Source organism: Novosphingobium sp. ES2-1 (assembly GCF_015169775.1).
GTDB lineage: Bacteria > Pseudomonadota > Alphaproteobacteria > Sphingomonadales > Sphingomonadaceae > Novosphingobium > Novosphingobium subterraneum.
Genome location: NZ_CP063445.1, coordinates 888384 through 910385, shown reverse-complemented (window position 1 = coordinate 910385; position 22002 = coordinate 888384). Strand labels below are relative to the sequence as shown.

27 protein-coding genes and 1 riboswitch are annotated in these 22002 nt (G+C 63.6%); of the genes, 19 read left to right on the top strand and 8 right to left on the bottom strand.

What is annotated here, in order from left to right; genetic code table 11:
• Positions 1–113: 113 nt before the first annotated feature.
• The 3 genes from IM701_RS04520 to IM701_RS04510 all read right to left on the bottom strand — a co-directional run bounded on the left by IM701_RS04520 (position 114) and on the right by IM701_RS04510 (position 1847).
• The gene (locus tag IM701_RS04520) at positions 114–560 is read right to left on the bottom strand and encodes a glycine zipper 2TM domain-containing protein (RefSeq protein WP_230487797.1); all 447 of its coding nucleotides are present in this window, start codon (positions 558–560) and stop codon (positions 114–116) included.
• A 538-nt stretch (positions 561–1098) separates the two neighbouring features.
• Positions 1099–1335, bottom strand: coding sequence for an AlpA family transcriptional regulator (locus IM701_RS04515; RefSeq protein ID WP_193827910.1), 237 nt, complete (start codon positions 1333–1335; stop codon positions 1099–1101).
• A 50-nt stretch (positions 1336–1385) separates the two neighbouring features.
• Positions 1386–1847 carry a transcriptional regulator gene (locus tag IM701_RS04510; protein ID WP_193827909.1) on the bottom strand — a complete coding sequence of 154 codons (462 nt, stop codon included), beginning with the start codon at positions 1845–1847 and terminating at the stop codon, positions 1386–1388.
• Positions 1848–2194: 347 nt separating this feature from the next.
• On the opposite strand from IM701_RS04510, the gene IM701_RS04505 reads away from it, so the two are divergent.
• From IM701_RS04505 to IM701_RS04485, 5 genes are all read left to right on the top strand, one after another.
• Complete coding sequence (locus IM701_RS04505; protein WP_193827908.1) at positions 2195–2539, top strand: hypothetical protein; 345 nt, start codon at positions 2195–2197, stop codon at positions 2537–2539.
• 27 nt (positions 2540–2566) lie between these two features.
• The gene (gene traL / locus IM701_RS04500; RefSeq protein WP_107968420.1) at positions 2567–2854 is read left to right on the top strand and encodes a type IV conjugative transfer system protein TraL; all 288 of its coding nucleotides are present in this window, start codon (positions 2567–2569) and stop codon (positions 2852–2854) included.
• Between the two features lie 12 nt (positions 2855–2866).
• Complete coding sequence (locus IM701_RS04495; protein ID WP_230487796.1) at positions 2867–3172, top strand: type IV conjugative transfer system protein TraE; 306 nt, start codon at positions 2867–2869, stop codon at positions 3170–3172.
• A gap of 147 nt (positions 3173–3319) precedes the next feature.
• A complete protein-coding gene (locus IM701_RS04490; protein WP_193827907.1) occupies positions 3320–3499 on the top strand; it encodes a hypothetical protein in 180 nt (59 codons plus the stop codon).
• Positions 3499–3696 carry a hypothetical protein gene (locus IM701_RS04485; protein WP_107968392.1) on the top strand — a complete coding sequence of 66 codons (198 nt, stop codon included), beginning with the start codon at positions 3499–3501 and terminating at the stop codon, positions 3694–3696. The genes IM701_RS04490 and IM701_RS04485 overlap by 1 nt, the downstream gene beginning before the upstream one ends.
• 24 nt (positions 3697–3720) lie before the next feature.
• On the opposite strand, the gene IM701_RS04480 is transcribed toward IM701_RS04485, so the two are convergent.
• Together IM701_RS04480 and IM701_RS21815 are read right to left on the bottom strand one after the other, a co-directional pair.
• Positions 3721–3960, bottom strand: a complete 240-nt coding sequence (locus IM701_RS04480; protein ID WP_193827906.1) for a hypothetical protein — start codon at positions 3958–3960, stop codon at positions 3721–3723.
• Positions 3961–4029: 69 nt separating this feature from the next.
• Positions 4030–6546, bottom strand: coding sequence for a ParB/RepB/Spo0J family partition protein (locus IM701_RS21815; RefSeq protein WP_230487795.1), 2517 nt, complete (start codon positions 6544–6546; stop codon positions 4030–4032).
• 269 nt (positions 6547–6815) lie between these two features.
• Between IM701_RS21815 and IM701_RS04465 the strand changes: the two genes are divergently transcribed.
• The gene (locus IM701_RS04465) at positions 6816–7307 is read left to right on the top strand and encodes a MucR family transcriptional regulator (RefSeq protein WP_193827905.1); all 492 of its coding nucleotides are present in this window, start codon (positions 6816–6818) and stop codon (positions 7305–7307) included.
• A gap of 391 nt (positions 7308–7698) precedes the next feature.
• Here IM701_RS04465 and cobU read toward each other — a convergent pair whose 3' ends face one another.
• Positions 7699–8211, bottom strand: a complete 513-nt coding sequence (gene cobU / locus IM701_RS04460; RefSeq protein ID WP_193827904.1) for a bifunctional adenosylcobinamide kinase/adenosylcobinamide-phosphate guanylyltransferase — start codon at positions 8209–8211, stop codon at positions 7699–7701.
• A gap of 33 nt (positions 8212–8244) precedes the next feature.
• Positions 8245–8445, top strand: a riboswitch (cobalamin riboswitch).
• A gap of 138 nt (positions 8446–8583) precedes the next feature.
• On the opposite strand from cobU, the gene IM701_RS04455 reads away from it, so the two are divergent.
• From IM701_RS04455 to IM701_RS04395, 13 genes are all read left to right on the top strand, one after another.
• Positions 8584–10476, top strand: coding sequence for a TonB-dependent siderophore receptor (locus tag IM701_RS04455; protein ID WP_193827903.1), 1893 nt, complete (start codon positions 8584–8586; stop codon positions 10474–10476).
• Between the two features lie 17 nt (positions 10477–10493).
• Positions 10494–11468 carry an aminotransferase class I/II-fold pyridoxal phosphate-dependent enzyme gene (locus IM701_RS04450; RefSeq protein ID WP_230487794.1) on the top strand — a complete coding sequence of 325 codons (975 nt, stop codon included), beginning with the start codon at positions 10494–10496 and terminating at the stop codon, positions 11466–11468.
• Positions 11465–12088, top strand: coding sequence for a cob(I)yrinic acid a,c-diamide adenosyltransferase (cobO, locus tag IM701_RS04445; protein ID WP_193827902.1), 624 nt, complete (start codon positions 11465–11467; stop codon positions 12086–12088). Before IM701_RS04450 ends, cobO begins: the two co-directional genes overlap by 4 nt.
• A 68-nt stretch (positions 12089–12156) precedes the next feature.
• Positions 12157–12954 (top strand): ABC transporter substrate-binding protein, encoded by a 798-nt coding sequence (locus IM701_RS04440; RefSeq protein ID WP_230487793.1) that lies wholly within the window; start codon positions 12157–12159, stop codon positions 12952–12954.
• Positions 12951–13910 (top strand): iron ABC transporter permease, encoded by a 960-nt coding sequence (locus IM701_RS04435; protein ID WP_193827901.1) that lies wholly within the window; start codon positions 12951–12953, stop codon positions 13908–13910. The genes IM701_RS04440 and IM701_RS04435 overlap by 4 nt, the downstream gene beginning before the upstream one ends.
• On the top strand, positions 13910–14683 hold the full coding sequence (locus IM701_RS04430) for an ABC transporter ATP-binding protein (protein WP_193827900.1): 774 nt from the start codon (positions 13910–13912) through the stop codon (positions 14681–14683). Before IM701_RS04435 ends, IM701_RS04430 begins: the two co-directional genes overlap by 1 nt.
• Positions 14680–15603, top strand: coding sequence for an adenosylcobinamide-phosphate synthase CbiB (cbiB, locus tag IM701_RS04425; RefSeq protein ID WP_230487792.1), 924 nt, complete (start codon positions 14680–14682; stop codon positions 15601–15603). The genes IM701_RS04430 and cbiB overlap by 4 nt, the downstream gene beginning before the upstream one ends.
• Positions 15591–17051: a cobyric acid synthase gene (locus IM701_RS04420; protein ID WP_193827899.1), complete on the top strand. Its 1461-nt coding sequence runs from the start codon at positions 15591–15593 to the stop codon at positions 17049–17051. Before cbiB ends, IM701_RS04420 begins: the two co-directional genes overlap by 13 nt.
• Entirely contained in the window at positions 17048–17686 is a 639-nt protein-coding gene (gene bluB, locus IM701_RS04415) for a 5,6-dimethylbenzimidazole synthase (protein ID WP_193827898.1), read from the top strand. The genes IM701_RS04420 and bluB overlap by 4 nt, the downstream gene beginning before the upstream one ends.
• On the top strand, positions 17683–18687 hold the full coding sequence (cobT, locus tag IM701_RS04410) for a nicotinate-nucleotide--dimethylbenzimidazole phosphoribosyltransferase (RefSeq protein ID WP_193827897.1): 1005 nt from the start codon (positions 17683–17685) through the stop codon (positions 18685–18687). Before bluB ends, cobT begins: the two co-directional genes overlap by 4 nt.
• The gene (locus IM701_RS04405) at positions 18684–19469 is read left to right on the top strand and encodes an adenosylcobinamide-GDP ribazoletransferase (protein WP_193827896.1); all 786 of its coding nucleotides are present in this window, start codon (positions 18684–18686) and stop codon (positions 19467–19469) included. The genes cobT and IM701_RS04405 overlap by 4 nt, the downstream gene beginning before the upstream one ends.
• A complete protein-coding gene (locus IM701_RS04400; RefSeq protein ID WP_193827895.1) occupies positions 19454–19996 on the top strand; it encodes a histidine phosphatase family protein in 543 nt (180 codons plus the stop codon). Before IM701_RS04405 ends, IM701_RS04400 begins: the two co-directional genes overlap by 16 nt.
• Positions 19997–20275: 279 nt before the next feature.
• Positions 20276–20788 (top strand): hypothetical protein, encoded by a 513-nt coding sequence (locus tag IM701_RS04395; protein WP_193827894.1) that lies wholly within the window; start codon positions 20276–20278, stop codon positions 20786–20788.
• 65 nt (positions 20789–20853) lie between these two features.
• On the opposite strand, the gene IM701_RS04390 is transcribed toward IM701_RS04395, so the two are convergent.
• Both IM701_RS04390 and IM701_RS04385 read right to left on the bottom strand, forming a co-directional pair.
• Positions 20854–21588, bottom strand: a complete 735-nt coding sequence (locus IM701_RS04390; protein WP_193827893.1) for an RES family NAD+ phosphorylase — start codon at positions 21586–21588, stop codon at positions 20854–20856.
• A complete protein-coding gene (locus tag IM701_RS04385) occupies positions 21585–21998 on the bottom strand; it encodes an MbcA/ParS/Xre antitoxin family protein (protein ID WP_193827892.1) in 414 nt (137 codons plus the stop codon). Before IM701_RS04385 ends, IM701_RS04390 begins: the two co-directional genes overlap by 4 nt.
• Positions 21999–22002: the final 4 nt, after the last annotated feature.

The following is a 22002-nucleotide window of genomic DNA, read 5'->3' as shown; positions in this document are numbered from 1 at the left end:
GCTAGCAGTCCGTTCGTTTGATCGCCCGAACGCAAGATCGCTTGAAGGGTGAAGCGTTGAGCTCCGGGAGCGACAGGGCTAACCGGTATCGCTACCCGGTCGCAGCGCTTGCCTCAACAGCGATGCTTTCGATCGATCTCGTGCCCAATTACCGCGCCGCCGCCGGCGCCGAGGATGGTACCTGCGGCGCGGTCGCCATAGCGATCCAATCCGCGACCGACCAACGCGCCTATCGCACCGCCGATGATCGCGCCCGTCGTACCGCTAGTGCGGCAGTCGCCGCGGTAGTAGCGATTTTCGCGGTAGCGTCGATCGTAGCGGGGGCGAGCTTCGTAATAGTAGGTGCGGTCGTATCCGACTGGCTCATGATAATCGTATTCGTCCCGGTACCGACGATGTTCGCGCCTGCCGTCATCGTCGTCGTCGTCGCTGTCAGATTCGTAAGAATACGAATGATACTCGCGCACGACCCGCTCTTGCGCAAACGCCGCGGTCGGGACTGAGGCCAGCGCGCTCAGTCCCGCAATGCCCGCCAACAACACGTCCCTCATTCGCATCATGTTCGTTCCCTTTCCTCGTCGACCGTTGACGGGGGCAAGCTGACAGCAAGGCGATGGCCCGTACCTGAACATTCGCGACATGAGCAGTTCAGTTCATCCGGAAGGGAAAGCTTTTGGCCTCAAAATCACGGAATCATGGGATAAGTTCGCACACCCGTGCGGGCTGACGTGCCGGAACGGCAACTGCCTTGGCCGTTTAACCTTGAAATCCCAGATCAATATTTCGCAAATCTTGACGGCGAGCCCGCTTACCGCCGTGCGATGGTCTGCCAGCTCTACGCCGCGACCAGATCATTGAGATAATGCCATAGGAAGATCGCCGGTAGAACCATGCCCACAATCCAGCGGGCGATGCTGCTGATCCATCTTGTTCGGGGCGAGCACAATCGCAGGATCACTGACCAACCCGGTCAGAGTGAGTGAACCGATCGCAGGATTGCCGGCTCCGTTGAAGGCATCACCAAAGCCGCAAGGTTCGAGCGCAAATCCTATCGATCCGCGACGTCCATGCACATCGAATCCCCCGACAGGTGTGAGATCACATCGACGCAATCTCACGGATCCAATCGTCGATCTCCGCTTCGACCCACACGGCGCATTTCGGGCCAAGCGATCGCGATTTCGGAAACCTGCCTTCGCTTATGCGCTGATAAATGGCCGAGCGCTTCATTCCGACCCGAGCCATCACCTCGGGCAAGCGCAGAAGCCGGGCAGGCGAAGGCACCGCCTCGTCACAGGGAGCAGTGGAAACTTTGTTCTGGGGAGCGGCGGTCATTGGTCATTCCTGTTGTCATGAAAGCTCCGTCCCCTCCGAAGCGGGTTGGATCATCGTGGCAACGACATCGCAATGTCGCGGTTGGCAAAATCGTCGATGTGCTTCGCCAGCATGCGCGCGACGAGCTGCGAAGTTCCATTCGCCCAACGCGGTCTCAAATCCGCGATCCTGCGTCCCAGAGTGCGCTCAAGGTGTACCGGCAAGGCGCCAAAGAATTCCTCCAAGAACTCGCCCATCTCGCTGCGCATCCACTCGCACGCGAGGTCCTCCTGCCCGGTCAGGGCAAGGATCATGGTCGCCCGTGGGAAGGCGCCACAAACGACAAGAATGCACGCTGCTTCGTCGAGCCCGATCGGCCGTTCGCCGCGCATGACACGCAGCAGTGTCTCCCTGTGCATGCCGACCTCGCGCGCGATCTGGTGCCTCGGCTTGTCGGCTGCTTCGACAGCGTGCGCCAGGATTCGGGCGAGGCTGTCGTTTGCCTGACCCTTGACGGATGGGGTTTGATGCATGGTTGATTCTCCTCATTCATAGCGGTGAGTCGCAGCCATATCCCGGCTGCTCTTATGTAGGAAAATGAAAAGAACATATACAGAACTTCTCGTTTATAGGCGAATCGCTCTCAGGCATCGAGTCGTCGGCGATCGTCGCCGGCACGGCTGGAAAACTCCGCCACGATCTGACAGATAATCCGCTGTTTTCTGCCAAACACGCCGACAGCATCAAATCGATCCGTCCGTATTCTTCCGCGAAGAGGCAGGTTGAGCTCGCCAGCCTTTCCTACAACGATTTCCTAGATGCATGTGGAACGCACAGCGAACGAAAGACGCTGTGTTCACCCCTCCAGACGGAGCTCCATATGCAGTCCCTCACCCTCCCCCGGCGCATCGGTGCCAATGGCCTCGGCCCCGCCAAGTTCTCTCGGGCCATCAATCTTGCCATTCCCGTCGCCCTGGCAGCGCTCGCCGCCAGCGCTGCCTATGCCGGCGCCGACACGACCTTCACCCCGGCGCTGACCAAGTTCACGGACTTTCTCGAAGGCTCGGGCGGCAAGATCATCACCGTCCTCAGCCTCGCGGGCGGCCTGATCGGCCTCGCTTCGGGGCGCTTCTCGCTCGGGCAGGTCGCGGTTCCGGTTGGTGTCGGCATCGGCGTCGGTACGGGTGTCCCGATCGTCACTTCGGTCGTGACCGCGGTCATCTGACGGTCGGGCACGGGAAGGCGCGTCGTGATGACGGACCCCTACATCATTCCCCGTCGGCTCGACGATCCAGAGCTCATCGGCTTCTGGACCATCGACGAGTTCGCCGGAATGATTGTCCCCTTCACCTGGGGAATCCTCAGCCAGCATATCTTCATCGGCATCGTTGTCGCCTTCGGCGCCTGGTTCGCGCTGCGAAAGGCAAAAGCAGGACGCGCCAGCTCCTGGGTAGCCCATGCCGCATATTGGTATCTGCCGGCCGGGTTTCTGGGCCTGAGGTCGACGCCGCCTTCCCACTGCCGCCTGCTTGCCGGTTGAGGGGAGAGACCCATGTTTGCCGACATTTCGCACGAGCGTCAGCAGTCCCTGCTGCGCCAACGCAACCTCCTGGCGCTGACCAGCACTGGCCTCGGCCTGGCACTTATCGTCGCGACAAGCCTTGCAGCGACCCGCGACCGCGAGGTCGTGCTGCTCCCGACGCTGCCCAAACAGTTGACCGTGACCAGCGCCGGCGTTCACGCCGATTATCTCGAACTCGTCACCCGCGACACCGCGCTCGTTCTCCTGAACCGGAGCCCCGAGGGTCTCGATTACTGGATGAACGAGATCCTGAAGCTCGCCGATCCCGGCAGCTAGGCGTATCATCGAATTATCGACCACGAGATCGTTCGTTAATCGGTGATGTAACCGAGCTCGTCGAGGATTGCCCGCCACTCGTCGAGGGCGTCGCCGAAGGCGATGTAGCCCGGCTCGGCATCGGTGCTGGGCCCTTGGCGCAACGCAATGTCCCAGCGTGCCGGGTTCAACGGGATCGTCTGCGATCAGATTTGGCCGGCAGGACAGCCCCGCCCCGGCAGATTCAGGCGCCGGCTCAGGCTCAACATCGAATATCTGCTGACCGCAGCGTTCGTGGGCTACGGCTTCATCGCCCTGCTCCTCGGGCTCGCCGGACACTTCCGCTGATGCTCAGCGAGTGGGAACTCTGGGCTTGTGCCAATCAGGTGCTGACGACGCATGGCGACAAGGCCCCGCTCCATGTTGCCGAACAGATTGGCGCCCTGGCGCTGGCCGGCGACGAGGCAGGCATCCAAACCTGGCAGGCTATCGCCCGACGGATTGCGCAGTTGACCGGAAAAGATGGCGATACACCGCTGCAATGAGCGGAGCGTCGCCCAACATCCGGGTTACCCGATCGGCGCCAGGTCGCCCGGAAACAGGCAGGACTGAATCCCGCCGCTGGCATAGCTATCACCCTCGATAACGAAGCCACGCATCCTCTCGACCAGATGCCGCGCAAGATCGACACGGGCGCTGCGCTGCGCGCGCGGATCATCGGCATTCAGACCAGCGAGCGTCGGCTCGGGCGCCGCGGCGAGCGCAACTTCAAGATGGGTCAGCAGGACATCGTCAGCGATTCGGGGCATGATCGCCATGAGAACAAATATAGAACTTTTAGTCAATCAGCCGCATGCGGATGGATGCGGAAAGGCCGGTCAGATTCCGATCTCGAAAGGCTTGGTGAGCGAGCGGTCCAGTTCCGGCGGTTCGCGCGCAGGTGCCGGTGCCGGCGCCCGGTCCTTCGCCTGGCCTCGCGCGGCGGCGTCGCGCAGGAGATCGACGGTCTCCAGAGCCGAGCGCTTCATTCCCGGATTGCGTTCGACTGCGGCCTCGAGCTTGCCGGCGTTATCGACGAACAGCGTCAATCCATCGCGCAAGCGGGTGACCGTCACCAGGAAGGTTTGCTGGTTCGCCAGATTACGCTCGCGGCTGTCCATGACCGCGATCCCCCGATCGGAAGTCAGGCCCTGCGCCATGTGGGCATTGAGTGCATAGGCGAGATCGAGCCGTTCGAGCATCGGATCATCGCGCCCAAGCGTGTGCTCGGCCCCGAGCGAAGTCTTCACCGTGACGGATTTGCCGTCGATAGCGGTGATGCGCGCCTGATCGGCATTGAGGAGGCCACGCTTGTGATCAGTCTCGGTCCAGCGGATCCGGTCACCCGCATGGATGTCGAGGGTGCGAACTTCGAACAGGCGCAGCGGATCCTGCTCGCCTTGCGGCCGCAACTGGCCGGGCCGGAATTCGAAGCAGCGGCCACGCTCGTTCTCGAGGCTGACCCGCTCCCGCGCTATGTCGGTTTCGACCACCCGATAGCGCCCGGGCCGCAGACCCTGGGCTCGCTGGCGCCGGTCGACCTCGACCACCGTGCCGGCTGCGTAGCTGCGTGCATAGCGCAGTTCCTCGCGCGTCACGTTGATGCGCGAGAGGGTTCCGAGCCGCATCGACCCTGGCCCCAGTTCGCCATTGGCCTTCAAGCCGGTCTGGACGGCCTCGTTGACTTCACCGCGTAGCGCCCGGCCCGAAGCATAAATCGACGTCGTCTCGCGCTCCGCCGGCGACAGCGAGAGCCAAGCCGCAGCCGCTTCGACGGCAGCCCCATTTCCGGCTTCCACGACATGGGTTCCCAGATGCCGCAGGGCCTCGTCGATATGACCGCCCTGGGCCGCATATTGGGCGTCGCGCAGTGCCTTTTCTCTAGCGCGGAGGTTGACGCTCATGATTGCGGTTTCGACGCCCGCCTGCTGCATGATGTCGAAGGGTTTCCCGGCATCGACCGCGCCAAGCTGCTTCCTGTCGCCGATGCTGGCGAAGCGGTCCAGTTCCAGCAGATTAGCCAGACGAACGAGCTTCTCCTTGTCGGCATTGCCGACCATTGAGGCTTCGTCGAGCAGCACGACGGTGCCGCGCATCGCGGCCTTTGCCTCGGCAACCCGCGATGGGCCGGCCCCTTCGAGCAGGTCTCGATGCTGGCGCAGGAAGCGCGACACCGTCATCGAGGGAATGCCGGTTTCACGCTCGAGCATCTGGACCAGCGTGTTCTGCACCGCGAGAACCGGCGTACCATCGCGCGAGAGCACCAAAACCATGCCCGCTTCGGCTTTCAGTTCCGGCGCGATGACGGGCGGGCGGGCACGAATGTCCTGGCATTCGCGCTCGATGGCCTCGATAGCCGCTTCGGCCGCAGCCACGGCTTCCTCGGCGCTATCCTCGTCTTCGAGGATCGCCGCATGCTCGTCGTAGGAGGCATCGAGATCATCGAGCCTCGCGACTTCCGCTTCAGTAAGCGGGGCAGGTTCGGCGGGAAGCCTGACCAGCCCTTCGACCAGGTCGTGGCTGGCATAGGGATCGAGCGTCGGCTTGACCCAGGCAAGACCCTGCTCGGCGGCGAGGGCTTTGGCCTGCTCTTCCATCTTTGCCGCGGCAAGGCCTTCGAGCAGCGCAACATCGACCCAGGATTCGCTTTCGTCGTCATCGAACAGTTCGCGCTCGATCCGGCCGCCGGCAGCGACGTAGGCATCGCGGCCGATAAGGCGTGCTCGCGGATCGCTGCCTCGGACAGTCCCGGAGAGGACCATGCGCCTAACGCTGTCGGGATTGGGCGCGTAGTAGGCCGAGGAGACCTGCTCAAAAACGCGGGCCTGGATTTCCTGGTCGGAAGTCGCACCAAAGGCCTTGGCGATGTCGAGCGTGATTTGGCCGGAGGCCAGTGCCTCGAATACGACGGGCGCAAGCGTCGAGAGGCGCAGACGCCCCTCGACAAAGCGGACCGTCAGGCCGAAGCGGCGGGCCACATCTTCGACAGTTGCCCCTCCTGCCACGAGCGCCGCAAACGCCTGGGCCTCATCGGCCGGGTTCATGGCAAGGCGGTGGAAGTTCTCCGCGAGGCTGGTCTCGACCGCAGCTTCGGCGCTGTCCTCGAGCACGAGGCACGTGACTTCGTGATCGCGGGCGAGGATTTTTTCGTCTGCCAGCGCCAGCATCGCTCGGCGGCGGCGCTCGCCGGCTTCTACCTCGAACTTCCCCTTCGCAGCGGGTCGTACGATGAGATTCTGCAAGAGGCCGCAGGCTGCGATGCTCGCTCTAAGTTCCGCATCGGCTGATGGATCACTGTGGCGGCGGACGTTGCGGGGAGACCGGACGAGCTTGTTGAGCGGTATCGACTTGATCATGACACACTCCTGATTGTAAGCCCAGTGCATCGACCATCGATGCCCAAATGGCTCAATCAGGGCAAAGCGCCCTTTTCTCTGATGCGTGAGCAGCAGATCACACTGTTAGCACTGTCCGGATCACCGGGACTGTATGCTGCCAAATTGCAAAGCGGAAGACACGTCGGGCGGATCAGGAGCTGAAATGCGCCATGCACTGGTAATAATAAGCAATACGCGCTAGTATTTGGCGCCGCATTCATAAAAATTGGGCCAGGAGTCCCATACACATGTCTGAAGATTACATCGCCACGCGCGAAATGCTCATAACCCTAACATCTGATATTGTCGCAGCCCACGTTAGCAATAACAGCGTGGCGGTGGGTGATCTCCCAACGCTGATAGCGAACGTCCACCTGGCACTATCAGGAGTTAATCAGCCGGTGAAGGTCGAGGAAGTTCGCCCAGAGCCGGCCGTGTCCATTCGAGCTTCTATCAAGCCGGACTACATCGTGTGCCTAGAAGATGGCAAGAAGCTCAAGATGCTCAAGCGGCATCTGATGTCGCAATACAACATGACTCCCGCCGAATACCGCGCGCGCTGGGATCTTCCAGCGGATTATCCAATGGTTGCGCCGTCCTATGCCGAAACGCGCCGCAACCTTGCCAAGAAGATCGGCCTCGGCCGCAAGCCAGGTCAGACCAAGGCTACCAAGCAGGTTCCGGCAAAGCGAGCGCGGAAGGCACCGGCAGCTCCTCCACCGCATGCTAAAGACGACTGAATAGTCCTCGTCGGGAGTTGCACGCAGCGGCTCCCGCAAACGGACGTCAGCATGTGAAATGGTCTGCGCGGCCAGTTCGTAGGGACTGTGCCGCATAAGCTGCTTTCGGATCAATTGGCTGGTCGGACCGCCACAAACTGACCACAACTTCAGATCTTTATCGCAAGGGGTAAGGAGCTTTAGCAACGCCCGCCATTGGGACATTGCTGCCGGTTCAAGGCCAATCAACGATCGGCAGGGTCAGCCAAGAGCGGACGACCGTTCGTAAGGCGTTGATTGGCCAAGATGTTGGGCAATCTGGTGACTTCCCTTTCAAACGCAATTATCAGGATGGCCGACCGTTGCCACCGCTGATCCTGCGCAAGCTCCCCTACCGTAAACTGGCGACAAACTATTTCAGCCGGGTGGGAATCCCGGCAGTCACAAACCACACCTCATCGGCCGCGCGCGCCATGGCCTGATTGAGCCAGCCCGCCTCGTCCCGGAACTGCCGGGCCAAAGCGTTGTCCGGGACAATTCCCTGGCCTACTTCGTTGGACACCAGCAGCAATGTGCCCTGAACCGACGGAAACAGCCCGGCCAGCCAAGCGCGCGCCGCCGCAATATCCTGGCCGCCAAGCATCAGATTGCTTAGCCACAGGGTCACGCAGTCGACCAGAATGACGCCATCTTCCCTATCGTTTTCCAGTATCGCTTCGCACAGTTCCAGCGGACATTCGACCGTCTGCCAGTGGCCGGCCCGGTCGGCGCGATGACGGGCGATCCGCTGGGCCATTTCATCATCGAATGCCTGCGCGGTAGCGATGTAGATATGCGGGCCTGGCAGGGCATCGCCCAGTTCTTCGGCATAGCCGCTCTTGCCCGACCGCGCTCCACCAAGAACCAGAATCGTCTTGCCGTTCACTGCTCCCACTTGCCTTTCATGCTGTTCTGCGACAAAGGCGCGAGCGTTACAGGTTCCCAGCGATGGGATGAATAGGGAATCCGGGAATGGCTTCGTGCCATGGTCCGGAGCTGCCCCCGCAACTGTGATCGGCGAGTCGCCGCTTCGTTATGCCACTGGCCTTCGGGCCGGGAAGGTGAAGCGGCCGACACTGACCCGAGAGCCAGGAGACCTGCCCGTAACGGTCGTTCTTTTGTCCGGACGGGGTGTGCCGGATGATGATCGAGGTTCCCTCGCGTGACGACTTAGCCAGAGTCGCATGCGGTGGCTTCGTCCCACACGCGTGATCGCTGTCGTGCGACTCTTTTGACGTTGTTCAAAAGGGGGAAACCCATGCGTGTTCTGAAGACTGCACTGCTGCTTTCCGCAGCCACCCTGCCTGCCGTCGCACATGCCGAGGACGCCGAGACCATCATCGTCTCCGCCAATCGGACCCAGCAATCCACTTCCGAAGTCGCCCAGTCGGTCACCGTCATCACGCTCGATGACATCGCTACCCGGCAATCGGCCGGAGTTGCCGATCTGCTGCGCTCGGTGCCTGGGATCACCGTCACCAGCAATGGCGGACTTGGCACTACCACCTCGGTCAACATTCGCGGGGCGGAGAGCGACCAGACTGTTGCGCTGTTCGACGGGGTGAAGCTCAACGATCCTTCCACCCCCGGCGGCGGCTTCAATTTCGGCAATTTACTGACCGGCAATATCGAGCGGATCGAGGTTGTCCGCGGATCGCAGTCCGTACTGTGGGGCAGTCAGGCCATCGGCGGCGTGGTGAACATCGTCACTCGTGCGCCCACGGAGAAGCTCGCCCTCAACCTCGCCAGCGAATATGGCTGGCGCGATACGGCGCGTGTGGTCGGCAATATTTCGGGCAAGTTCGGCCCAGTCTCGGCAAATGTCGGCGCGGGCTATCTGCGCACTGACGGCTTTTCGACCTTCAACGAGACGCGCGGCGGCACGGAACGAGACGGCTATCGCAACATCGGCGCAAACGCGAAGTTCAACATCGCGCTGTCGGATGCGGTCTCGGTCGACCTGCGCGGCTGGTATTCGGACGGCAAGGTCGGCATCGACGGCTTCCCGCCGCCGACTTACAGCTTCGGCGACACGCCAGAGTTCGCCAGGACCAAGGAACTGATCGGCTATGCCGGCCTGAACGCGGCGCTGTTCGACGGACGCTTCCGCAACCGTATCGCCTATACGCTGACTGATACCCGCCGCCGAAACGTCGATCTGACGGGAGGCATCGAATTCGAGACCTTCAACGCCAAGGGGCGCAACGAGCGGTTCGAATATCAGGGCAACTTCGACATCACCGATGCGGCGAGCGCCACTTTCGGTGCCGAAACCGAAAAGGCCAGCTTCCGCACGTCAAGCTATGGCGGCCCCTTCGCCATCGCTAGTGCGCGGATCAACAGCTTCTACGGCCAGCTTAGCGCCAAGCCGGTCGCCGGTCTGACCCTGAGCGCGGGTCTGCGTCATGACGATCACGACACGTTCGGCGGCAAGACGACCTTTTCCACCAGTGCTCTGTTCACGCCGAATGAAGGCAACACCGTGCTGCGCGCCAGCTACGGCGAGGGCTTCAAGACGCCGTCGCTGTACCAGCTGTTCAGCGACTACGGTAACAAGCTGCTCAGGCCCGAGAGTTCCCGCAGCTGGGATGCTGGCATAACCCAGAAGCTGCTGGACGGCAGGATCGAGGTCGGCGCCACCTGGTTCCACCGCGACACGCGCAATCTGATCAACTTCATCAGTTGCAGGCTTCCCCTGACCGGCATCTGCTCGGGCCGCCCCAACGGCACATACGACAATGTCGCCAAGGCACGGGCACAAGGACTTGAGTTCACGCTCGCTTTGAAGCCGGTCGATGCGCTGCGGGTGCAGGCCAACTACGGCTATGTCGATGCGATCAATGCCATGACCGGCCTAGATCTGGCGCGGCGGCCCCGGCACAGCGTCAACGTGTCCGCCGATTACGACTGGGCGTTCGGGCTGAAGACCGGAGCGACGATCACCCATGTGGGCGCAAGCTTCGACAATGCCGCCAACACCCGCAAGCTGGATGGCTATGCCCTGGTCGATCTGCGCGCCGCCTTCCCAGTGACGCACAATATCGAACTCTATGGCCGGATCGAGAACCTGTTCAACGAACAATACGAGACCAGCTTGCGCTACGGCACACCGCGCCGCGCCGCCTATGCAGGCGTGCGGCTGGCTTTCTGAGCAGGAGGACAGCACCCGTGGACGCGCATGCCGCATTGATGTGGCACGGCGGACAGACGGCGGCGGCGGCGCGGCTTTATCCGGCCGCGCCGCGCCCCTGGCTGGACCTCTCCACCGGCATCAGCCCATGGGCCTGGCCGGTGCCGGCGATAGAGCCGCACCTGTGGTCAGCCCTGCCATCCCCAGCTGCGCTGGAGCAGCTGGAATTTGCGGCTGCGCGCGTATTCGGCATGAACAGCACCGAACAGATTGCCGCAGTGCCGGGCAGCGACATCGCCATCCGCCTGCTCGCCAAGCTGCTGCCGGCACAGCGCGTCGCCATCATCGGGCACAGCTACGCCGGTTACCGCGCCGCCTGGCCGGAAGCTCGGGTGCTGCCATTCGACAAGGCGCGCGGCGCCGATCTGATGGTCTGCGCCAATCCCAACAATCCTGACGGGGCGGTGATCGAGGCGCGAAAGCTCCAGCGACTGCGGAACATCCGTATCGTCGATGAGGCCTTTGCCGATGCCATGCCAGAAGTCAGCATGCTGCCGCACCGCAATGGCGCGATCGTGCTGCGCTCGTTCGGCAAGTTTTTCGGCCTTGCCGGTGTCCGGCTGGGTTTCGTCATCGCCAACAAGCCGGTGATCCGCGAACTGCGCGATCTTCTTGGCGACTGGCCGATTTCCGGGGCGGCGATTGCCATCGGCACCGCCGCCTATTGCGACAGGGCGTGGCAGGGCCTGCAGCGCCACCGACTGACGCAAGGCAGCGCGCGGCTTGCCGCGTTGCTGTCAGAACATGGGCTCGACGATCTCGGCGGCACCGCCAATTTCAGATTGTGTCAGGCCGCCGACGCGCCCGGCCTGTTCACCCATCTTTGCCGGGCCGGCATTCTAGTCCGGCCCTTTGCCAACAGGCCCGATCAACTGCGGTTCGGGCTTCCCGGCACGGAGACCGATTGGGGAAGGCTCGACACGGCATTGCAAAACTGGAGGTCAGCGAAATGACGGACGAAAGCGTTGCGGAAGACGACAGCCACACCCGCCACAACGAACGCATGAAAAAGCTGAAGGTCGCGCGCGACAAGATCCAGGCGCGCAAGACGATCGAGCGAGGGCTGCTGATCGTTCACACCGGTAACGGCAAGGGCAAGTCGTCCTCCGCTTTCGGCATGGCAATCCGCTCGGTCGGCTGGGGGATGAAGGTCGGCATCCTGCAATATGTGAAGGGTAGCTGGGACACCGGCGAGAAGGCTTTCTTCGCCGCCAATCCCGATCTGCTGACCTTCGACGTGATGGGCAACGGGTTCACCTGGGACACGCAGGACCGCGCGCGTGACATCGCCGCGGCCCGCGCGGCGTGGGAGCGATCGAAGGCGCTGATCCTCGATCCCACCTATGACTTCGTCATCCTCGACGAACTCAACATCGTGCTGCGCGACGATACCCTGCCGATTGCTGAGATCGTCGAATTTCTCAAAGCGCGTCCGCTGGAAAAGCACGTCTGCATCACCGGGCGCAATGCCAAGCCGGAACTGATCGAGATTGCCGATCTGGTGACCGAGTTCCAGGAAGTGAAGCATCCCTTCAAGGCCGGGTTCAAGGCGCAGAAGGGCGTCGAATTTTGAGAGCTGCGGCGCTTCTCGCCGCCCTGTCGCTTGGCCTCGCCCTCGCGGGATGCGGCAGCGCTGCCCGCGTGCCGGTGACGGGCGGCGCAGGCGCACCGCAGCGCATCGTCTCGATGAACCCCTGCGTCGATGCTGTGCTGAAAGAGGTGGCAGCGCCGGGACAGATCGCGGCGATCAGCCAGTACTCACACGATCCCCGCGCCACTTCGGTGCCGCTGGATTGGGCCTCCCGCTATCCGGCCAACAACGGCAGTGCCGAGGATGTGATCGCCGCCCGGCCCGATCTGGTCATCGCCGGACCTCATGTGGCGGTGCAAACCATCACCGCGCTCAAACGGCTTGGTATCCCGCTGATGCAGGTGACGGTTCCCGAGACAGTCGTGGAAAACAAGGCTCAGATCGCACTGATCGCTGAGCGTGTCGGCCGGCAGGACGCCGGGCGCGAACTCACCGTGCGGATCGATGAAGCGATGGCGCATAGCCATTGGCCGGGCAAAGCCGCGCCCGCGCTAATCTGGCAGGGCAGCGGGCTGGTGCCGGGCAAAGGCACACTGGCCGACGAACTGCTAACCCATGCCGGTTTCCGCAATGTCAGTCCGGCATTCGGTCTAAAAAAATGGGACATCCTGCCGCTTGAGGGGATGTTCCTCAACCCGCCCAAGGTACTGCTCGCCGGACGGGCCGACATGGGCGCGGGCGACGGCGATGCCAACCGGATGCTGTCGCACCCTGCCTTGCGCAAGGCCGGGCGCCATTTTCGGATCGCGGACTATCCATCCAATCTTCTTCACTGCGGCGGCCCAGTGATCCTGCGCTCGCTGGCGCGGCTGACAGAGGTCAGGCGAGAACTGGGAGATACGCCATGAAGCTCAACCACACGCTCCTCGCCTCCCTCCTCACGGCGCTGTTGCTGTCGCTTATGGCGGGACGGCACTGGATCGCCCTCGATCACTGGCTGGGCGGGGATCTTCAATCGCTGATCGTCATGGAACTGCGTCTGCCCCGCGCCTGTGCCGGCGCGCTGGTGGGGATGTGCCTGGGCATGGCAGGCGCGGCGATGCAGGGCTATCTCCGCAATCCGATGGCCGATCCGGGGCTGTTCGGCGTTTCCTCAAGCGCGGCGCTGGGCGCGGTGATCTCTCTGTTCTTCGGCTATGCGGTGCAGGCCTGGCTGCTGCCGGTCTTCGCGCTGGCTGGCGCAGCGATTGGCATGGCGGCGCTGGCCACGCTGGCGGGCCGTTCGGGCAGCCTGATCCTGTTCACGCTGGCAGGCGTCATTCTGGCCAGCCTCACCGGATCGCTGACGAGCCTGCTGATCAGCCTTGCGCCCACGCCCTTTGCCAGTTCCGAAATCGTCACCTGGCTGATGGGCGCGCTGGTCGATCGTAGCTGGGACGATGTGCGCCTCGCCTTGGTCCCGGCGGTGCTGGGCATGGCCGCGCTGCTGCGCGCCGCACCCGCGCTCGATGCGCTGACGCTGGGAGAAGCCGCAGCCCGCTCGCTTGGCGTCGATATGGCCCGGCTGCAATGGCTGATCGTGCTGGGCGTGGGGCTGACGGTGGGCGGGTCAGTCGCGATTGCCGGGATCATCGGCTTCGTCGGCCTGATGGTCCCGCACATGATGCGCCCGCTGGTCGATGACCGGCCATCGGCGCTGCTCATCCCCTCAGCACTGGCGGGAGCCATCCTGGTGGTACTCGCCGACAGTCTGGTGCGCCTGCTGCCGTCTGCTTCCGAGATGCGGTTGGGCATCGCCATGTCGAGTCTGGGCGCGCCGTTCTTCCTTGCCCTGTTGTTTCGCGTGCGGCGGGAGGTGGCGTGATGGACTTGTCCTTCCACGAAATTTCGCTCACCCTGCGTGACCGCCCGGTACTGCGCGCGGTCAGCGGCGCGCTGACCGCGGGTGAGATCACCGTGATCCTGGGCGCGAACGGCGCGGGGAAGTCCACACTGCTGTCTTGCCTCGCGGGCCTGCGAAAGCCCGATGCGGGACACGTCCTGCTGAACGGGCAGCCCCTTCACGCCCTTGAACCTCAAGACCGCGCACGCGTGATCGGCCTGCTGCCGCAGCAGGCGGACATCCACTGGAACGTCAACGTCCGCACGCTCGTCGCGCTCGGCCGCTTGCCGCATCGCGGGCGATGGGGTCTGGGCGCAAAGGATGACTTCGCGATCGTCGCGGCGATGACCGCCGCCGACTGCGCGCATCTGGCCACCCGTAAGGCGCAGCGGCTATCGGGCGGCGAGCAGGCCCGCGTGCTGCTGGCGCGCGTGCTGGCGGGCGAACCGCGCTGGATCCTTGCGGATGAGCCCTTCGCCAGCCTTGATCCCGCGCACCAGCTCGATGCCGCTGCCTGCCTGCGCGCCGCCGCCGCACAGGGCGCGGGCGTCGCCGTGGTGCTGCATGACCTGACCCAGGCCGCGCGTCTGGCCGACCGGGTGATCGTGATGAAGGAGGGCAGCGTCATCGCCGCCGGGCCGGTGAGCGAAGTGATGTCGGCGCCCGTGCTGGAAGCCGCCTATGGCGTGCGCGTCCATGCCGGGCAGGATGCCGACGGCGCTCCACTGATCGTGCCGGTGGCGCGGCTGACGTGACGCTGGACCGGCCCGAACAGCTGCTGGCGGCCCTGATGGTAGAGGCCGCGCTGGGCTATCCAGCGTGGCTGCTGCGCTGCATAGGCCATCCGGTGACATGGACGGGCCGCCTGATCGCAGCGATGGACCAGCACTGGAACCGAGGGATAGGCCAACGGGCGAGCGGATTAGCGGCCATGCTGGTGCTGCTTACGGTGGGCGGTGGGATCGGCTGGGCAATCGAGCGGCAGGCGGCCGGCTGGGTGGGAACGCTGGGCGTGATTCTGCTGGCCACAACCGGCCTCGCGCAGCGCAGCCTGTGGCAACACGTTTCCGCCGTGGCGGCACCCCTTGAACAGGGCGATCTGGACAATGCCCGTGCGGCCCTGTCGCACACCGTGGGGCGCGATACGGCGGGGCTGGATGAACCGGGCATCGCCGCCGCCGCGATCGAAACGCTGGCTGAAAGTTTCTGCGACGGGATCGTCGCCCCCGCCTTCTGGTTTCTGACCCTTGGCCTGCCCGGCCTGCTCGCCTTCAAATGTATCAGCACGGCAGACAGCATGATCGGCCACCGGGATGCCCGTTACGAATTGTTCGGCAAGGCCAGCGCGCGGATGGACGATGCACTGAACTGGGTTCCGGCGCGGCTTTCGGCGGTGCTGATATGCCTTGCTGGCGGCGGGGGCTGGCGGATCATATGGCGCGATGCGCGGCGTCACCTTTCCCCCAACGCCGGCTGGCCGGAAAGCGCGATGGCTGGCGCACTGGGCGTGACGCTGGGCGGCGGGGCGTTCTATGACGGGGAGTGGATTGCGCGCCAGACACTGGGTGATGGGCCGCGCCCTGTCCCGGCCGATCTGCCCCGCGCCCAGCGGGTCTTCCTGCGTGCGTGTCTGTTGCTTTGGCTTTGGGTGGGGGTAACAGCATGGCTGCACTGATGTTGCAGGGGACCGGGTCGGATGTCGGCAAATCGGTGCTGGTCGCCGGGCTGTGCCGCCTTCTCGCCAATCGCGGGCTGAAAGTGCTGCCATTCAAGCCGCAGAATATGTCGAACAACGCCGCCGTCACCGCCGATGGCGGCGAGATCGGCCGGGCGCAGGCCTTGCAGGCATTGGCTTGCCGCGCGCCGCTGTCGGTCGACATGAACCCGGTTCTGCTCAAGCCGCAGTCGGATCGTTCAGCGCAGGTGGTCGTGCATGGCAAGGTGCAGGGCACGCTGGGCGCAGAATACTATCGCAGCCGCAAGGGCGAACTGCTGGAGACGGTGCTGGCGTCCTATCATCGTCTGCGCGCAGAGGCAGATATTGTTGTGGTAGAAGGCGCTGGCAGTCCGGCAGAGATCAACCTGCGGGCAGGGGACATCGCCAACATGGGCTTTGCCAGAGCCGCACAGGTTCCGGTCGTGCTGGTCGGCGATATTGATCGCGGCGGGGTGATTGCCTCCGTCGTCGGCACCAAGGCGGTGATTGAACCTGAAGATGCTGCGATGATCCGGGGCTTCCTGATCAACAAGTTTCGCGGAGATGTAGCCCTGTTCAATGATGGCTATGCCGCGATCGCACAGCGGACCGGCTGGGAAGGCCTTGGCGTTATCCCCTGGATCGCCGCTGCCCGGGAGCTTCCGGCCGAGGATGCCGTCACCTTGCAGGCGCCGGAAGCAACGGGCGAAGGGATCATGGAGATTGCCGTACCCATGCTGTCGCGCATCGCCAATTTCGATGATTTTGATCCACTGGCCCATGAGCCCGGCGTCCGAGTGATCATGGTGCCGCCGGGCAAACCGATCCCCGCAACTGCATCGCTCATCATCATACCCGGCACCAAGGCGACGATTGCCGATCTGGGGTTCCTGCGCGCGCAGGGATGGGACATTGACATTGCCGCCCATGTTCGGCGCGGTGGGCGGGTGCTGGGTATCTGCGGCGGCTATCAGATGCTGGGCCGCAGCATTGCCGATCCCGGCGGGGTGGAAGGCGCGCCCGAAACAGTGCCAGGACTTGGCCTGCTGCCGGTCGATACAGTGATGCAGGCGAACAAGACCCTGCGTGAAGTGAGTGGCACGAGAATCGCCGACGGCGCGCCATTCCGTGGCTATGAAATCCACGCCGGAGCCACAACCGGCATCGCAGCCGACACATTCCGGCCACTGCTACGCATGGCCGATGGCCGTGATGAAGGCGCAATCAGCGCTGATGGGCGGATATCAGGCTGCTATATCCATGGCCTGTTCAATCTGGCCGCCCAGCGTCGCGGCTGGATTGATGGCGCATCGAACGGCGTCGATCAGGATGCTGCCGTCGATAGTGCGCTGGACGCGCTGGCCTCTTCGCTCGAGCAGCATGTCGCGGTGGACCGCCTGTTTGTCATTGCGCGGCAGGCAGCATGACCGGCCCCGTTTTTCCGCCCCAGTTCGCCGATCAACTCGGCTCGCTGCTGGCATGGCGGCGCGATGTGCGGCATTTTCAGAGACTGCCCTTGCCGGATGGCATGCTGGATCACCTGCTGGACATTGCCAGCCTTGCCCCTTCGGTCGGCAACAGCCAGCCGTGGCGTTTCGTACGGGTGGTGTCAGAGGAAAGACGCAGCGCGATCATCGCCCATGTGGAAGCAGAAGACCGGCAAGCCGCCGCAATCTATGACGATGATGCCCGCGCTGCCTATGATGGCCTGAAACTTCACGGCTTGCGCGAAGCGCCCGAACATCTTGCAGTGTTCTGTCAGACAGATCCTGAAGCAGGTCGCGGGCTCGGCCGCCAGACCATGCCGGAAACGCCCGTCTATTCCGTCATCATGTCGATTCACACGCTATGGCTCGCCGCGCGCGCCATGGGTGTTGGCATGGGCTGGGTATCGATTGTCGATCCGGCAGCGATGAACAGTCTTCTCGATGTGCCCGATGACTGGCGCTTCATCGCCTTGCTCTGCCTTGGTTATCCTGCGCAGGAAAGCGAAACCCCGGAACTGGTCCGCCGCCACTGGCAAGACCGCCTTCCGGCTGACCAGACGAGGTTCATCCGATGACGATCACGCCAGCCCTTGTGCAAAACCGCCTCGATAGCCTTGCCAAGCCGCCCGGCAGTCTGGGCAGACTGGAGGCCTTGGCGGTGGAGCTGGCAGTGGCCCAAGGCACATGCACGCCAGTCACCCGACCGCGTCGACTGGTGCTGTTCGCTGGCGATCATGGCGTCGTGGCGCAAGGGGTGACGCCCTGGCCGCAGGCAGTGACGACAGCGATGGTCGTCACGATCCTTTCGGGCCGCGCCAGCAGCACGGCGCTGGCCGCCGCGCATGGGGTGGACGTGCGCGTGGTCGATGCCGGTATCGCCCAGCCGCCCGCAGGCCCGTTCCCCCCGCATTACCGCGCCGCCCCGGTCGCACCAGGCACGGCTGATTTTGCCACTGGTCCGGCAATGACCCCCGCGCAGTTCGATTCCGCATGGGAGCTTGGCGCGGATGAAGCCATGAGCGCCGTGGCCGCTGGCTTCCGCCTGCTCATCGCCGGAGAAATGGGCATAGGCAACACCACGGCATCGGCCTGCATCACCCATGCCCTGACCGGCGTGGATGCCGATACCGCAACCGGCAGCGGCGCAGGCGCCGATGTGGCAATGCGCGAGCACAAGCGCGCTATCGTGCAGCAGGCCGTCGCCCGGCTGGGCAGCGCACGCGACAAGGCGGCACTGGCGGCGATCGCCGGGTTCGAGATTGTCGCCATGGCGGGCTTCTATGCTGCGGGAGCCGCAGAGGGTGCTGTGCTGTTGCTCGATGGCTATGTCACCACCGCCGCCGCGCTGATCGCCGAAAAGCTCGCACCCGGCACTGCCCGGGCCATGATCGCGGGCCACCGCTCGGCAGAGCCAGGGCATGGTGCCGCTCTGGCCCATCTTGGCCTCACTCCGATACTCGATTGGCAGATGCGGCTTGGGGAAGGCACCGGCGCGCTGACGGCACTGCCCCTGCTCGATAGCGCCGCCGCCCTGCTCTGCGATATCGCCACCCTGACAGAAGTTATGGGGGAATGAGCAGAACTATATTCCTGCCGCTGCTGCTGGCGATCCAGTTCCTGACCCGCTTGCCGGTCAGCGCCGCGATACCGCCACTGGACGCGGCGCAGCTGAAAGCCGGATTGCGTCGCTCTGTCCTGTGGTTTCCTCTCGTAGGCGGGATCGTCGGTTGCATCGGCGCGCTGGTGATGTGGGGCACCGGGATGTTCTGGCCGCGCATCGTTGCGGTGGCGCTGCTGCTGATGATCGAGGCCCGGCTGACCGGCGCTTTCCACGAAGATGCAGTGGCCGATTTCTGCGATGGCTTCGGCGGGGGCATGACTCCAACCCGCATCCGCGAGATCATGAAAGACAGCCGCATCGGCAGCTATGGCGCGCTGGGGTTGATGCTGGCAGTAGGGCTGCGGGCGGCCTTGCTGATCGCGCTTCCGGGGGCACTCCTGATCCCCGCGGCGATTGCTTCGGCTTCGTTTGGCCGCTGGGCGGCTGTCGTGGCGATGGTGATCGTGCCGCCACTCGAACAGGAAGGCAGTCTGGCCAAGGACATCGGTCAGCGCCCCGGGATAGCGACGCTGTGCGGCGCAACCCTGCTGACCTTGCCTTTCCTTGCGTCGCTAGCCCTGCTGGCACCTGTTGCAGTACTGGCAAGCATAGCGGCTGCCCTTGGCTTCCTGTTCTGGTTTCGTCGCTTGCTGATGCGCCACCTTGGTGGCGTGACAGGCGATTGCCTTGGCTTTGTCGTCTATGCGGGCCAGCTCATCCTGTTGCTTTGTGTAGTCGCGCGATGGCCTGCCGCCTGATCCTCGTGCGTCATCCGCCAGTCAACTTGGCCTGGCAAAAACGCTGCTACGGCCAGAGTGACCCTGGCCTGTCCCGCGCAGGACAGGCGATGATCGGGCCGCTGGTCAGTCAGATAGCTGCTCGGAAGCCTGCCGCGATCGTCCACAGCGATCTAGTGCGTACGAGAGCCATTGCCCTGCCGCTGGCGCGCAAGCTGGGGATTGCCGCAATTGCCGAGCCACTCTGGCGCGAACGCGACTTCGGAACGTGGGAAGGACGCTATTGGCAAGCCATCTACCGCCAGACAGGCAATGCCATGGACGGAATGATCGATGCGCCCGACAAATTCCGGCCGGGAGGCGGTGAAACCACGGCCGAATTTGCCAAGCGGATCGAGCAGGCGATGGCCGCGCTGCCCGATGTCCAGTCGATCGCCATCATCGCGCATGGCGGGTCGATAGCCTGCGTCCGGGCGCGGCACGGCGGCGCCCCGCTCAGTCAGCTTGGCGAGCTCATTCCGCCGGCGGGTTCGTACACCATCCTTTAGGCCTACGCTTAGCACTGGTCGACGACAGTTCGGTGAACGCGGGGTGTTAACGAAAGGCCGCAACCGACGCCCCATTCCAGCTGACGGGAGGCTGCTATGTCGGCGCACCTAGGCAGAGATCTACGAGTGTCGCCAACGGCGGGTATCAACCTAAGCTGACATTTCCGGCACCGCGCAGGAACGACCGGCATTGGTCGGTGCCTTCCAATCCAACCATCAAGCCGCGTGGCTGGTAGCTTCGGTGGACGCGTTGCACGCCCAAGATTATCCTTTACCGTCATGTTCCACCTCAAATGCACGAAGAAACTGCTAGATCGGATCAAACCCGAACTCGCTGAGGCCGGACAAAGCGACACTTCGCTGGGAAATTGGTACGCCACTGTCCTGTTCTGGAAGCCTCAAGTCGCTTTGCTGCTTTCTGAGCGCACGCTGCTTCCCGTGCTAATGCCGCTGGCTCCAGCGGCAACGCTTGCTCGACGCTTCCCGGCGCAGCTGGCGCTAGTCCTGAAAGAGCACGGTGCCCCAAGCGAATTCATTGCACAGGAAGTCTGGCGGATGGACAAGGTCCAGTACGCCAAGACGGCGAACCGGAGCGTCGTAGGCATCCTCAATGAGTTCGTTAAGCAGGCCGAATTCTGGCTGGCTGCCTATGCCTATGAGAAGGGTGATGATGACGACCTACTGGCGATATCCGCCAAGCTCGCAGAGACACCGTGTAGCCCGCTGTACAAGGGCCCCGTTTCGCCAGACAAAGCCCTTCATGAACTCGTGAAGGCTGGTGCGCGGGCATGAACGCTCTGGCCGCCAGCTGCGCTCGAAGATCCTACAGCACTCAGCCGGAAGCCCAACTCATGCCGTCAGACGGGATCGGGCGGCAAATCGACGATACGGAAAACAGCCCCTGTTCCAGCATCACGGACGAGGTCAACGCGCTGGCCATCCCAATGATAGTCGAGGTGCCGTCCCTGAAGGGGGTTTGACGCGCAGTCCGGGTAAAAAAGCGCGACGCATTCTCCATCTGGATGCCGGATACTCGGGTAGGCAATCCCGTCCGATCCTGCTGTCCTGAGGGACTGCGCGAACGCCTGAGATGCTGCATAGCTGTCGGGATCGAGCGCCGGAACCGGCTCCCCCGCCTGAGGCCGGAGATCATGCAGGTCTGCATCGACCGTCATGACGATCTCCCGGAACTGCGAGGTCCAACCAGGCGCCTCCTTGGTTCGTGCCATGAAGCGCGCATGGTGGTGGATCGTCTCGAACAGCGCGGTTTCAAAACGGTCCCCAACATAGAGCACGCCGTAACTGCCGCCGGTAAAACGGCTCGGCCGATTTGTGCTGACATGGGTGAATGGCGCCATGAGGTAGGAGGCGCCGTTGCCGCCGACGCGGCGGCCAACCGGAACGAGGTCGAGATTACCAATCGTCGCCATGATGCGAGGATTGGTCTTCTGCTCGGCCGAAATCAGCAGCGGCCAGTCCGCGGGATCGGCGATGTCCTCGAACAGGTCGCTCGGCGGAAAGGCGCTGCGGATGATCCTGACAGCGCCCTTCCACTCAACTCGAGAAACGGGGATTTCTGCTGCTTCGCTCACCAGCCACCGCGCTCAGCGTCGAGGTAGCGACGCACGCGCATGATGTCAGTGAGTTCACCTCCGAGCATCATATCGAGGGCGCTGGAGCCCCCGAACGCATCATTGGCCGCCCTAATCCAGGCATACCCGCGGGTCGCCTCCGAGAAGATGATACGGAGCGCCTTGTGGATCCCCATGAGGTTGGAGAGACGCGCGCGCCCATCGCGCGAAACGCGCCCGGGGCCTTCCGCCTTCCAGCGACGATAGGATCGAACCGGCATGTCGAGCAGGGTTGCCGCCTGCTCGTCGGTCAGTTCCCATTTGCCAAACAGATTGAGGACTGCCCGGAACATGGCAGATGCCTCGTCCTGGGTAATCGGATCGGGCCGGAAGGCGGTAACGGCAGTATCGACGGGTTGCAGAGCCAGCATGGCA

Coding starts and splice junctions, on each gene's coding strand:
- IM701_RS04520 (WP_230487797.1), bottom strand. CDS start 560: ATGATGCGAATGAGGGACGTGTTGTTGGCGGGCATTGCGGGACTGAGC.
- IM701_RS04515 (WP_193827910.1), bottom strand. CDS start 1,335: ATGACCGCCGCTCCCCAGAACAAAGTTTCCACTGCTCCCTGTGACGAG.
- IM701_RS04510 (WP_193827909.1), bottom strand. CDS start 1,847: ATGCATCAAACCCCATCCGTCAAGGGTCAGGCAAACGACAGCCTCGCC.
- IM701_RS04505 (WP_193827908.1), top strand. CDS start 2,195: ATGCAGTCCCTCACCCTCCCCCGGCGCATCGGTGCCAATGGCCTCGGC.
- traL (WP_107968420.1), top strand. CDS start 2,567: ATGACGGACCCCTACATCATTCCCCGTCGGCTCGACGATCCAGAGCTC.
- IM701_RS04495 (WP_230487796.1), top strand. CDS start 2,867: ATGTTTGCCGACATTTCGCACGAGCGTCAGCAGTCCCTGCTGCGCCAA.
- IM701_RS04490 (WP_193827907.1), top strand. CDS start 3,320: ATGTCCCAGCGTGCCGGGTTCAACGGGATCGTCTGCGATCAGATTTGG.
- IM701_RS04485 (WP_107968392.1), top strand. CDS start 3,499: ATGCTCAGCGAGTGGGAACTCTGGGCTTGTGCCAATCAGGTGCTGACG.
- IM701_RS04480 (WP_193827906.1), bottom strand. CDS start 3,960: ATGCCCCGAATCGCTGACGATGTCCTGCTGACCCATCTTGAAGTTGCG.
- IM701_RS21815 (WP_230487795.1), bottom strand. CDS start 6,546: ATGATCAAGTCGATACCGCTCAACAAGCTCGTCCGGTCTCCCCGCAAC.
- IM701_RS04465 (WP_193827905.1), top strand. CDS start 6,816: ATGTCTGAAGATTACATCGCCACGCGCGAAATGCTCATAACCCTAACA.
- IM701_RS04455 (WP_193827903.1), top strand. CDS start 8,584: ATGCGTGTTCTGAAGACTGCACTGCTGCTTTCCGCAGCCACCCTGCCT.
- cobO (WP_193827902.1), top strand. CDS start 11,465: ATGACGGACGAAAGCGTTGCGGAAGACGACAGCCACACCCGCCACAAC.
- IM701_RS04435 (WP_193827901.1), top strand. CDS start 12,951: ATGAAGCTCAACCACACGCTCCTCGCCTCCCTCCTCACGGCGCTGTTG.
- IM701_RS04430 (WP_193827900.1), top strand. CDS start 13,910: ATGGACTTGTCCTTCCACGAAATTTCGCTCACCCTGCGTGACCGCCCG.
- IM701_RS04420 (WP_193827899.1), top strand. CDS start 15,591: ATGGCTGCACTGATGTTGCAGGGGACCGGGTCGGATGTCGGCAAATCG.
- bluB (WP_193827898.1), top strand. CDS start 17,048: ATGACCGGCCCCGTTTTTCCGCCCCAGTTCGCCGATCAACTCGGCTCG.
- cobT (WP_193827897.1), top strand. CDS start 17,683: ATGACGATCACGCCAGCCCTTGTGCAAAACCGCCTCGATAGCCTTGCC.
- IM701_RS04405 (WP_193827896.1), top strand. CDS start 18,684: ATGAGCAGAACTATATTCCTGCCGCTGCTGCTGGCGATCCAGTTCCTG.
- IM701_RS04400 (WP_193827895.1), top strand. CDS start 19,454: ATGGCCTGCCGCCTGATCCTCGTGCGTCATCCGCCAGTCAACTTGGCC.
- IM701_RS04395 (WP_193827894.1), top strand. CDS start 20,276: ATGTTCCACCTCAAATGCACGAAGAAACTGCTAGATCGGATCAAACCC.
- IM701_RS04385 (WP_193827892.1), bottom strand. CDS start 21,998: ATGCTGGCTCTGCAACCCGTCGATACTGCCGTTACCGCCTTCCGGCCC.